Source organism: Hydrogenophaga sp. T66 (assembly GCF_057219855.1).
The window spans coordinates 1,029,863-1,040,888 of record NZ_JBXVVX010000001.1; the positions used below are offsets into that span (position 1 = coordinate 1,029,863).

Here is an 11,026-nt window from a genome sequence, read left to right on the forward strand (position 1 = left end):
TCAGGCGAGCGCGGCAGCGGCCGCTGCCCGCCCGCTGCGCACCGCGCCTTCCAGCGTGGCCGGGTAGGGACCATCCACGTAGTCGCCCGCGGCCCAGAGCCCTGGGGCCACGACCGGCGCGGGGCGGACCAGGCCGGGTGTGCAGGCAAAGGTCGCGCGCCGCTCCACCACGGTCTGCAGCGGCGTGACCGCCAGCCCCAGCTGTGCCTGCGCCTGCGCCAACACGCCGGCCTGCAAGGTGTCGCGCTCGCCCTCGGCCGCGCTGGCCACGAAGGCCAGCACCCCGCGCAGGGCCGGCTCCTGGGGCGCCAGCGCGCCGCGGTCGAAGGCGAACTGCGCAGGCCCGCCGCGCAGCGCCACCATCGGCCGGCCGAGACCGCCCGCGTGATGCGCCCAGACCGTGGCGATCGCCGTGTGGGGCAGGGCGCCGGTCTGCGCGGCCCAGGCCGGCGCCACGGGACTCAGCCCCTTCGCGGCGGCGGCCGCCCCGGTGGCCCACACCACGCGGTCGGCGAGCAAGCTGTCGTCGCCCAAGGCGAGCGCCCAGCCGCCGCCGTCGCGCGTCACGCCGGTCACGCGCGTCCCCAGCCGCACCGACGCGCCGCGCTCGCCCAGCCAGCGCAGGGCCGGCGCCGGGAGCAGGGCGCCGAGGTCCGTGCGCGGCAGCAGCAGCGCCGACGGCGCCCAGCCCGCGTGGCCGCGGCCGGTGAATGCGTCGCGCAGCACGCGCAGGAACACCGCGCCGCTGGCCTGGGCGGCCGGCAGGTTCAACGCCGACACGCACAGCGGCTCGATCAGGTCGTCCACCACCCGCGGCGGCAGCCCCGCGCACACCGCGCTGACCGTGGCCCCGGCCGGCGCCCGAAAGCCACCGAGCCGCCAACGCACGAGCCGCGCCACCAGCGCGGCGCGGTCGCGCCCGTCCCAGCCGCCAGCGGTCGCGATGGCGGCCAGGGCGGCCAGCGGCGCCGGCCAGCCGGCGGCCCAGCGTGGCGTGTCCAGCCCGCCGCCGTCGGCAAACGGCAGGGCCAGCGGCATCGGCCACAGCGCGGTGCCCAGATCCACGCCGACGCGCTCCATCAGCGCCAGCGTGTCCACATAGGCGCCGATCAGGATGTGCTGGCCGTTGTCGAGTGGCAGCGCGGTGCCGTCGCTGTGGGGCACCGCGAGGGCACGCGCGCGGCCGCCCGGCTGGGCGGTGGCTTCCAGCAGCGTCACCGCGGCGCCGGCGCGGACGCAGGCCTCGGCCGCGGCCAGCCCGGCCCAGCCGGCCCCGACCACCGCCACGCGCAGTCCGCTCACAGCCGACCCAGCGCCTGCACCTTCCACGCCAGCCAGAACTTGCGCAGCGGGGTCAGGCTGACGCGCCGCGTGAGCACCAGCATGGGGTCGGCCTGGATCTCGGTGAGCAGCGTGCGGTAGATGCTGGCCATCATCAGGCCCGGCTTCTGGCTGCGCCGGTCCGCGGCCGGCAGCAGCGCCAGCGCTTCGTCGTAAGTGCGCCGCGCGCGCTCGCACTGGAAGGCCATGAGCGCCCGGAAGCGGCGCTCGAAATCGCCTGCGTCGGTCCCCGGGGCCGGGCCGCGTTTGAGCAACTCGTGGGCCTTCACGTTGAAACTCTGCAACTCGTTGACCGGCAGGTAGATCCGCCCGCGCACCGCGTCTTCGCCCACGTCGCGCACGATGTTGGTGAGCTGGAACGCCAGCCCGAGGCGGTGGGCGTACTCGGTGGTGGCGAGTTCGGTCTGGCCGAAGATGCGCGCGGCCACCTCGCCCACGATGCCGGCCACCAAATGGCAGTAGCGCTGCAGGTTGGCGAAGTCGAGGTACCGGTTCTGTTCCAGGTCCATCTGGCAGCCGTCAATCACCGCCTGCAGGTGGCGGGCCTCGATGCCGTACTCGCCGGCCAGCGGCTGCAGCGCGCGCAGGACCGGGTGGGTCGGTTCGCCCGCAAAGGCCCGCTGCACCTCCTGGCGCCACCACGCGAGCTTGGTCTGCGCCACCCCCGGGTCGCTCACCTCGTCCACCACGTCGTCCACCTCGCGGCAGAAGGCATAGAACGCGGTGATCGCCGCGCGCCGGGGCGGTGGCAAAAACAGGAAGGCGTAATAAAAACTGCTGCCCGAGGCGGCGGCTTTCTGCTGGACGTACTCTTGGGGCGTCATGGGGAGCGGGGCGGGGCGGTCGTGGGAGTGTACGCAGCCGGCGGCGCGCAATGCCGCACTGTCTTTGTCAAGCGCTTCGACACCTTAACCTTCGCTTCAGACTGCGGCTCGTAGCATGCGTTGGCAAGTTGCTCGCAACTGCGTTGCTTCACAACCATTTCCCCACGAGGTGTTCCCATGAGTGAATCCAATCGTCGCGTTTTCATGATGCAAGTGGCCCTGGGCGGCACCGCGCTGGTGGCCGGTTCGGCTGCGATGGCGCAGGGTGCGCCGATGGTCAATGAAAAGGACCCGCAGGCCGTCAGCCTCGGTTATGTGGCCGACGCCACCAAGACCGACACCAAGAAGTACCCGAAGTACGCCGCCGGCCAGATCTGCGGCAACTGCCAGCTCTTCGTGGGCAAGCCGACCGACGCCGCTGGCGGCTGCGGCATCTTCCCGGGCAAGCAGGTGGCCACCAAGGGTTGGTGCAGCGCCTGGGTGAAGAAGGCCGGCTGATCGCCGGATTCGCGGGCGGTCAGCGGCGCGGCCAGCGCCGCCACAGATCGCCCGCGTGGATGATTCCCGAGGCCGCGAGCGAGGCCCACACCAGCCCCCACGGCCAGCCCGCCAGCGCGGCACGCAAGGCGAGCATCAGGCACAGGCCCGACACCAGGTTGGGCAAAACCTCGCCCGGCGCCGGCACCTGCCGGCCGCCCCGGTGCAGCGCCCACAGCAGCGCGCCCTCCAGCACCGTCAGCGCCATCACCGCGTCCAGCAGCAGCGTCAGCGTGGCCGTGGTCACACTCAGACCTTGGCCAGACCCAGCAGGTGGCCCACGTCCTTGAGGAAGATGCGCAGGTGCGCCATGGGCTTTTTGCGCACGAGCTTCTTGTTCATGTAGGACTCGAACGTGAGCTGCTGCACGTCGCGGTCTTCGCAGATCTTCACGAATCGCTCACGCCGGCGCTCGCTGCGGTACCAGAACCACTGCATCACGCCGAGCACCCAGAACACCGTGCCGTGCTCGCGCATGAAGCGCCGCCGGGCCTGTTTGAGGTCGGCCGCGGCGCCGGAGGTGAGGAAGGCGTGGACCGCGTCGGCGGCCAGTTCTCCGCCCAGCATGGCGTAGTAGATGCCCTCGCCCGAGGCCGGGGCCACCACGCCGGCGGCGTCGCCTGCGAGCACGAGGTTGTGGCCGTTGTCCCAGCGCGGAAGCGGCTTGAGCGGCAGCGGCGCGCCTTCGCGGCGCAGCGTGGTGGCGCCCTGCAGGCCGGTGGCGGCGCGCATGCGTTGCACCGAGTCGCGCAGCGAGAAGCCCTTGTCGGCGCTGCCGGTGCCGATGCTCAGCGTGTCCCCGTGTGGGAACACCCAGCCATAGAAATCGGGTGAGAAGCGCCCCTGGTAGTAGACGTCGCAGCGTGTCTCGTCGTAGCCCGGCGGTCGCTCGGCCGCGGCCGGCGTCTGCAGGATCTCGTGGTAGGCGAACACGTATTTCGTGCGCTCGGCGCCCGGCACGCCGCCCAGCCGCGCCACGGCGGACTTGGCGCCGTCGGCACCGATCACCGCGCGGGCGGTCACGGTGTGTGTCGATCGGCGGTCGGCGGTGTTTTCGTCGTCGCCGTCGCCGGCCGCGGCGCTGAACTGCACCACCGCGCGCCCTTGCGCGTCGCGCGAGAGGCCGGTGAAGCGGCCGGTCCGGCGCTCCGCGCCCGCGGCGGCGGCGCGTGCCCGCAGCCATTCGTCAAACGGACCGCGGTCGACCATGCCGACGAAGCCGTTGTCGATCGGAATGTCCACCCGGTGTTCCGAGGGCGCGATCATGCGGGCGCAGCGGGCGCGGGCGACGATTTGGCTGTCGGGGATGTCGTAGTCGCGGATGGCGCGAGGCGGGATGGCACCGCCGCAGGGCTTGATGCGCCCGGCGCGGTCGAGCAGCAGCACGCGGCGTCCGGCGCGGGCCAGGGTGTGGGCGGCGGTGGCGCCGGCGGGGCCGCCGCCGATCACCACCACGTCGTAGTCGGCGGACTCGTGGTTCATGGGTGTTGTCTCGTAGGCAGGCCGCGCGGGGGAAGTCCCGCGGACTGCGGCGCCGTCGGGCGGCGGGGGGCGGAGGTCAGACCGATGCGCCAGGCCAGCGCGGCGGCGGCCACGAAGGCCAGGGCTTCCAGGGCAAACACGATGGCGTAGGCCGCGCCGGCATCGACGATCAGGAACCGCGCGAGGTCGCTCGCGCCGGTGCCGACCAGACCGCCGAGGGCAAAAGCCACCGCCTGCCCGGCGCCCCACAGGCCCAGCCGCAGGCCTTCGCGGCCACTGCCGCCGGCCCCGGCCAGCCGCATCATGGACGCGATGGCTCCGATCGAAAACGCGCCGTTGGCCGCGCCCAGCGCGAACACGGTCGCCGCCAGCGGCCACGGCGCCCCGTGCACACCGCCCGCGGCCAGCAGACCCAGTGCCACGGCAGAGGCCAGGCAGCCACCGACCGTCCACCCGCGCAGCGACGCCAGCCGGACCAGCGCCGGCCGCCCGGGGAAGCGCGCGGCCAGCAGGCCGCTGCCGGCCACCATCAGCATGCCCAGCAGCACCCCGCCGTGCTGCACGCCGGAGAGCTGGGTCGAGGCGCCCGGCGAATAGCCGAACACGGTGCCCGCGAAGGGCTCCAGGATCAGGTCCTGCGCGCTGAAGGCCAGCATGGAGACGAACACGAACACTGTGAAGCGGCGCGCCACCGGCTCGTCCCACACCGCCGCCAGCGCGGCGCGGAAGGCCGGACGCTCGCCGCCCGAGGCCACCGCCGCTGGTGGGTTGCCGCGTCCCTCCACGCCGCGCACGGCGAGTACCGCCAGCACCCAGGCCAGCACCGCCACGCCCGCGCTCACCGCCAGCAGTCGCTCGGGCGAATAGGGCTCCAGCAGTTTGCCGGCCACGCCGGCCGTGAGCGCGAAGCCCACGATCATCATCATCCAGACCAGGGTGGCGGCCGGCCCGCGGTGGGCGTCGGGCACGCGCTTGGCCAGCAGCGCCAGCAGGGATGTCCCGGCCGCGCTCACCCCCAGCCCGACCATCACAAAGCCCACCACCGCCAGCACGATGCCCAGCGCGCGGTCCTGCGCCAGCACCACGGTGGCCAGCGAGGCCGTCACGGCGCCGGCGCCCAGCACCGCCATGCCACCCACGATCCAGGGCGTGCGTCGGCCGCCCACGTCAGAGCCAAAACCCATGCGCGGGCGGGCGATCTGCACCGCGTAGTGCAGCGCCACCAGCACGCCCGGCAGCAGTGCCGGCAGCGCGAGTTCGACCACCATCACCCGGTTGAGCGTGGACGTCGTGAGCACCACGATGGCGCCCAGCGCGGCCTGCACCAGCCCCAGGCGGACCACCGATCCCCAGCCAAAGGGCGTCATGCCCCGACCCCCAGGCTGCGCAGCGCGAAGGCGCTGACCATCATGCCGGCCACAAACAGCGGCACGCCAAAGCCGCTGTACCACAGCGCGCGCGGCACCGGATCGGCCAGGAAGCGGCGCATCAGCACAGCCTGCACCGCCAGCAGCGCCGCCACGCCGCCGGCGTGCAGCGGTCGGTCCCATTGCCACAGCAGCGCGATCACCAGCACCTGCGGCAGGGCCATGAACCAGCAGGCCACGCGCGCCGCGCGGTCCACCCCCAGCTGCACCGGCAGCGAGCGCACGCCCATCAGCCGGTCGCCGGTGACGGCCTTGAAATCGTTGAGGGTCATGATCCCGTGGGTGCCCGCGCTGTACAGCGCGGCCAGGACGAGCGATTCGCCGCCCGGCATGGCGCCGCCCGCCATCACGGCTGCGCCGGTGATCCAGGCGATGCCCTCATAGCTGATCCCGCAGGCCGCGTTGCCCCACCAGCCGTTTTCCTTCAGGCGCAGCGGCGGGGCGCTGTAAGCCCAGGCCAGCAACAGGCCGAGCGCCGCCGCGCCAAAGCCCCACGGGCCCAGCGCCGTGGCCACGAGCAGCGACAAGAGCGTCCAGCCCACCGCCAGGTACAGGCCCCAGCGACCTGGCATGCGGCCGGAGGGGATCGGGCGCTGCGGCTCGTTGATCGCGTCCACGTGGCGGTCAAACCAGTCGTTGACCGCCTGACTGGTCGCGCAGACCAGCGGCCCGGCCAGCGCCACCCCGACCAGCACCAGCCACCAGCGTTCGGCCAGCGGCTGCCCGGAGGCGACCACGCCGCAGGCAAAGGCCCACATGGGCGGGAACCAGGTGATGGGCTTGAACAGCTCGGTGACGGCGGACAGGGCAGGGCGGGCCATGCGCCGTTGTACGCTTTACATCAAATAGCGTCAACAAAAATTGACACTTACCGATCGCCGGCCGGGCCGGCGGGCCCTCAGTTGGGCTCGTCGCTGGCGCCGTCGAGGATGCCGAAGCGGCGCAGCTTGATGTAGAGGCTCTGGCGCGACAGGCCCAGCATTTCGGCGGCCGAGGCGCGGTTGTCGCCCGTGAGCTCCAGCGCGGCCTCGATGCACAGCTGCTCGATGAGGTCGGTGGTCTCGCGCACGATGTCCTTCAGCGGCAGCCGGCCGACCAGTTCGGTCATCTGGCTGGCCGAGCGCGGAAGCTCTTTGTTGGCCCGGCCATCCAGGCTGAGGCGGCGGCCCATGTCGCGGATGGTGAATCCCAGACAGCGCTGCAGGCCGCTCTGCACCGCCACCGCCGACACCTCGACCTCGGCCGTGGCACCGTACTCGCCGCGCAGCTGCGTGGCAAACAGCCGCACCGAGCCGTGCTGGCGCAGGTTGGTCAGCAGCACGCGAAAGTCCACGCCGGTGCGGCCCAGCCACCGATCGAGCGGTTCGCCGCGCGCCTGCTCCTCGCTGGCCAGCTGGCCGAGGTCGAGAAAACTGCGGTTGGCGCTCAGGATGCGGCCATCGAGGTCGGTGACCACCACCGCGTCGGGCGCGGCTTCGGTCACCTGGAGCAGCTGCTGGCGGCCGCTGGTCAGGCTGGGCGCCAGGCTGTCTTGCGGGCGGGTGAAGCGCAGCAGGAAGTGCACCACGTTGTCCTGGCGGAACTGCGAGGCCGCCACGGTCATGTCGTCGGTGCCGTCGACCAGCCGCACGGTGCAGGGGTCGGCCCGGCCGGTGGCGCGCAGGCGCTCCAGCATGTCGCGCAGGGCGCCCACGCTGCGCTCGTCGAGGCTGTCGCTCAGCGTCCAGTTTGGCGCGCGCATGCGCTCACCAAACAACTCGTAGGCCGCCGGGTTCGCCTCTTCCAGTTTGTCCAGCGCACCCTGCAGGATCAGCACCGGCTCGCTGGCCATCTGGAACAGCAGCCGGTAGCGCGTTTCCACCTGCCGCAGGCGCCAGTAGTCGCGCTCCATCGACAACTGGGCCGACACCAGCCGCTGCTGCAGCGCCACCTGGCTGCGCAGGTCGCGGCCGAAGGCCAGGCGCCAGCCGTCTTGCACGCCGGGTCGGGCCAGGGCCGCCACCGCAAACGACACCGGCCAGTCGCCGCCGTCGCTGAGGGTCTGGTTGACGTGGCGCCAGCGCGGACCGGCCGCATCGGTCGCCGCGTCGGCGAGCAGGGCCTCGACCTTGTTGCGGCTTTCCTGGGTGACGCAATCGCGCCACGCGCGACCAATCCAGTCGCGGCAGCGCTCGCCCATGCCGTCGTCGGCGCGGCACGCCAGATCACGGATCACACCCGCTGGGTCCACCACCAGCACCACATCGGCCGCGGCGCTGACGATGTCGGCCACCGCATCGGCACCCAGGCCGGCGAGGTGGCGTTCCGGCGCGGCGAACAGGTGCTCGGCAGGAACGGGCGATGCCTGGGGCATGGTGGGCTTCCGGGTAGGGGTGTCGCTTGTTATAACTGATTCTTTCGACTTACTTCTTGCCGGATCGCTCGGCAAGAAGGCGGTCGGCGACCTGCGGGGCCTGGGCGCCATCGGAGACGATGGCATCGGCCTGAATCTGGTCGGCGATGCCCGGTATGAGACCGAACACCGCACCGCCGGCGATTATAGAGACGTGGGGGTTGACACTGCAGCGGCGCACCTGCGCGATGGTGATGCCCAGCCGTGCGATCCCACCGACCGATCCGAGGGTGAAACCGACCACGTCGTACCAGGTGCTGTGGACACGCTCGGACACCGGCTGGTCGGACAGCAGGCAGATGTCCACCTCCCAGCCGGCGCGGTGGAAAAACTCGCTCACCACCGACAGGCCCAGGGTGTGTTGCTCACCGGGGTTGGGCACGAGCAGGACCCGCCGCCCGTGCGGCGCCACCGGCACCGCCTCCTGCAGCTGGCGAAACCCCTGGCTGTTGTGGCGCAGCACCTGCTGAAGCCGTCCGAGTCCCATGGTCACCGCGGTGAAGTCGCAGAGATCGCGCTCCCACAGCACGCCCAGGTGCTGGGCTACGGGCCCGAGCAGGTCCATGAAGATCCCTTCGACCGGGATCCCGCGCGCGAGCATGTCATCGACCGCGGACTGCACCACCGCATCGTCCTCGTGGAGCACGAGCTCGGCAAACAGCGCCACGTCTTCCGGCTGTACCCGGGTCACCGGGGCATAGGGCGAGGGCGCGCAGGCCGGTGTCTCGCGATGCGCCAGGATCAGCCGGGGAATGATTTCGTATTCAACGGCCTTGCTCAGCAACACCGACCGCACGGTGTCCGTCGGGGGCAGGGTGTCGGGGATGCCGTCGAGCATGCCGTCGAGATCCGGCAGGTAAGACTCCCCCGGCTGGGGGCTCAGGTAGTCCCCCGGCTTCGGGGGGCTGAGTCGAGAGTACGAGCCCATGTTCCAAGTCCTCCGCGCGTGACGCGCATTGCCGATCGGCAGGGGCCTTGTCTCAGGGCCGGAGCCATCCGTTGCCGGCCATCGTGCCACGCCTGCCTGACAGGTGTGTAACAGCGGCGGACCGGGCTGGGCCTGGAGTCGGTGTCACGGGAGTTGATCACACCGGGCTGTGCAGGCCGTCACGCCGACTTTACTCCCTCCGCCTCGAATGTCAATTTAATTGAACGTCAATTTAGATTGACACCGTGGCCCCAAGCGCCTAAATTGGGTCCATGGCCTCCACCTCCGCCTCCGCCCCGGTTCTCCGCCGCGCCGCGCCGCTGTACACGCCGGCGCAGCGCCAGCGCCGGGACAGCACGCGCTGGACGCTGGTGCAAGGCGTGTTGGCGCCGCTGCAGTTCCTGGTCTTCCTGGTCAGTCTGGCCCTGGTGTTGCGCTTTCTGGCCACGGGCCAGGGCGAGGCGGCCGCCACCGTGTCGGTGGTGATCAAGACGCTGCTGCTCTACCTGATCATGGTCACGGGCTGTGTGTGGGAGAAGGTCGTGTTCGGGCAATACCTGTTCGCACCGGCCTTTTTCTGGGAAGACGTGTTCAGCATGCTGGTGCTGGCGCTGCACACCGCTTACCTCGCTGCGCTGGTCGCGGGCTGGCTGGCGCCGCGGGCGCTGATGGGGCTGGCCCTGGCCGCCTATGCCGCCTACGTCATCAACGCGGCCCAGTTCCTCATCAAGCTGCGGGCGGCGCGTCTGCAAGGGAGCCCCGCATGAACACCGCGACCATCCCGATCCGCGCCGAGGCCGCTGGCGCGGGTTGCAGCACCGCCCCGGTGCGCCGCGAGCGCGGCCAGCACGAGGTGTTCTGCGGCCTGACCGGGATCATCTGGCTGCACCGCAAGATCCAGGACGCGTTTTTTCTCGTGGTTGGCTCGCGCACCTGCGCGCACCTGATCCAGAGCGCCGCCGGCGTGATGATCTTTGCCGAGCCCCGCTTTGCCACGGCCATCATCGACGAGCGCGATCTCGCCGGGCTGGCCGACTGCCACGACGAACTCGACCGCGTGGTGAACCGCCTGCTGGAGCGGCGCCCGGACATCCGGCTGCTGTTTTTGGTCGGTTCCTGTCCGTCGGAAGTGATCAAGCTCGACCTCACGCGCGCGGCGCAGCGCCTGAACAGCCGCACCGCACCGCGCACCCGCGTGCTGAGCTACTCCGGCAGCGGCATCGAGACGACCTTCACGCAGGGCGAGGACGCGTGTCTGGCGGCCCTCGTGCCCACGCTGCCGGCCGACGACCGGCTGGCTGCGCCGGCCCTCATGGTGGTCGGGGCGCTGGCCGATGTGGTCGAGGACCAGTTCGCTCGCCTGCTGGCCCAGCTGGGCATCGGTCCGGTGCACTTCTTCCCCCCGCGGCGCGCCGCGGACCTGCCGCCGGTCGGCCCCCAGACGCGCTTCCTGCTGGCCCAGCCCTTCCTCGCCGACACCGCGCGGGCGCTGGAGTCCCGCGGGGCGCAGCGCCTGGACGCGCCGTTTCCGCTGGGCGAGGAGGGCACGACCGCCTGGCTGCAGGCCGCTGCCACCGCGTTCGGCGTGAGCGCCGCGCGCTTTGAGGCCGTCACCGGCGCCGGCCGCGAGCGCGCCCGCGCCGCGCTGGCCCGCCAGCGCCCCGCGCTCGAAGGCCGTCGCGTGTTCTTCTTCCCCGATTCGCAGCTGGAGATTCCGCTGGCGCGGTTTCTGTCCCGCGAAACCGGCATGCGGCTCACCGAGGTCGGCACGCCCTACCTGCACCGCGCGCTGCTCGGCGCCGAACTGGAGCGCCTGCCCGCCGAGACGTCGCTGAGCGAGGGCCAGGACGTGGACCGCCAGCTCGACCGCTGCCGCGCCCTGCAGCCTGACCTGGTGGTGTGTGGTCTGGGGCTGGCCAACCCGCTGGAGGCCGAAGGCATGACCACCAAGTGGGCGATTGAACTCGTGTTCACCCCGATCCAGGGCTACGAGCAGGCCGGCGACCTCGCCGAGCTGTTCGCCCGTCCGCTGCGGCGCCGCGAGCGTCTCGGACCCGATCCGCAGGCCGCGCCCGAGCGGTGGCTGGAGGCCTGA

The 11,026-nt window shown here is 71.8% G+C and carries 11 protein-coding genes; 3 read left to right on the forward strand and 8 right to left on the reverse strand.

Translation table 11 applies throughout. The features are described from left to right. Both hpnE and hpnD read right to left on the reverse strand, forming a co-directional pair. Window positions 1–1,302 (reverse strand): hydroxysqualene dehydroxylase HpnE, encoded by a 1,302-nt coding sequence (gene hpnE / locus AC2D80_RS04825; RefSeq protein WP_484631840.1) that lies wholly within the window; start codon window positions 1,300–1,302, stop codon window positions 1–3. After that, the gene (hpnD, locus tag AC2D80_RS04830) at window positions 1,299–2,165 is read right to left on the reverse strand and encodes a presqualene diphosphate synthase HpnD (protein WP_484631841.1); all 867 of its coding nucleotides are present in this window, start codon (window positions 2,163–2,165) and stop codon (window positions 1,299–1,301) included. Before hpnD ends, hpnE begins: the two co-directional genes overlap by 4 nt. 177 nt (window positions 2,166–2,342) lie before the next feature. On the opposite strand from hpnD, the gene AC2D80_RS04835 reads away from it, so the two are divergent. Then, window positions 2,343–2,663: a high-potential iron-sulfur protein gene (locus AC2D80_RS04835; RefSeq protein WP_484631842.1), complete on the forward strand. Its 321-nt coding sequence runs from the start codon at window positions 2,343–2,345 to the stop codon at window positions 2,661–2,663. Between the two features lie 19 nt (window positions 2,664–2,682). Here AC2D80_RS04835 and AC2D80_RS04840 read toward each other — a convergent pair whose 3' ends face one another. The 6 genes from AC2D80_RS04840 to AC2D80_RS04865 form a co-directional block, all read right to left on the reverse strand. Next, window positions 2,683–2,949, reverse strand: coding sequence for a hypothetical protein (locus tag AC2D80_RS04840; RefSeq protein ID WP_484631843.1), 267 nt, complete (start codon window positions 2,947–2,949; stop codon window positions 2,683–2,685). Window positions 2,950–2,951: 2 nt separating this feature from the next. After that, window positions 2,952–4,184, reverse strand: a complete 1,233-nt coding sequence (locus AC2D80_RS04845) for a geranylgeranyl diphosphate reductase (protein ID WP_484631844.1) — start codon at window positions 4,182–4,184, stop codon at window positions 2,952–2,954. After that, the gene (locus tag AC2D80_RS04850) at window positions 4,181–5,551 is read right to left on the reverse strand and encodes a BCD family MFS transporter (protein ID WP_484631845.1); all 1,371 of its coding nucleotides are present in this window, start codon (window positions 5,549–5,551) and stop codon (window positions 4,181–4,183) included. The genes AC2D80_RS04845 and AC2D80_RS04850 overlap by 4 nt, the downstream gene beginning before the upstream one ends. Next, window positions 5,548–6,432, reverse strand: a complete 885-nt coding sequence (gene chlG / locus AC2D80_RS04855) for a chlorophyll synthase ChlG (protein ID WP_484631846.1) — start codon at window positions 6,430–6,432, stop codon at window positions 5,548–5,550. The genes AC2D80_RS04850 and chlG overlap by 4 nt, the downstream gene beginning before the upstream one ends. Before the next feature lie 77 nt (window positions 6,433–6,509). Then, window positions 6,510–7,964, reverse strand: a complete 1,455-nt coding sequence (gene ppsR / locus AC2D80_RS04860; protein WP_484631847.1) for a transcriptional regulator PpsR — start codon at window positions 7,962–7,964, stop codon at window positions 6,510–6,512. A 49-nt stretch (window positions 7,965–8,013) separates the two neighbouring features. Further along, on the reverse strand, window positions 8,014–8,931 hold the full coding sequence (locus AC2D80_RS04865; RefSeq protein ID WP_484631848.1) for a cobalamin B12-binding domain-containing protein: 918 nt from the start codon (window positions 8,929–8,931) through the stop codon (window positions 8,014–8,016). A 272-nt stretch (window positions 8,932–9,203) separates the two neighbouring features. Here AC2D80_RS04865 and bchF point away from each other — a divergent pair, with 272 nt between their 5' ends. Together bchF and AC2D80_RS04875 are read left to right on the forward strand one after the other, a co-directional pair. Next, window positions 9,204–9,698, forward strand: a complete 495-nt coding sequence (gene bchF, locus AC2D80_RS04870; RefSeq protein ID WP_484631849.1) for a 2-vinyl bacteriochlorophyllide hydratase — start codon at window positions 9,204–9,206, stop codon at window positions 9,696–9,698. After that, window positions 9,695–11,026, forward strand: coding sequence for a ferredoxin:protochlorophyllide reductase (ATP-dependent) subunit N (locus tag AC2D80_RS04875; protein WP_484631850.1), 1,332 nt, complete (start codon window positions 9,695–9,697; stop codon window positions 11,024–11,026). The genes bchF and AC2D80_RS04875 overlap by 4 nt, the downstream gene beginning before the upstream one ends.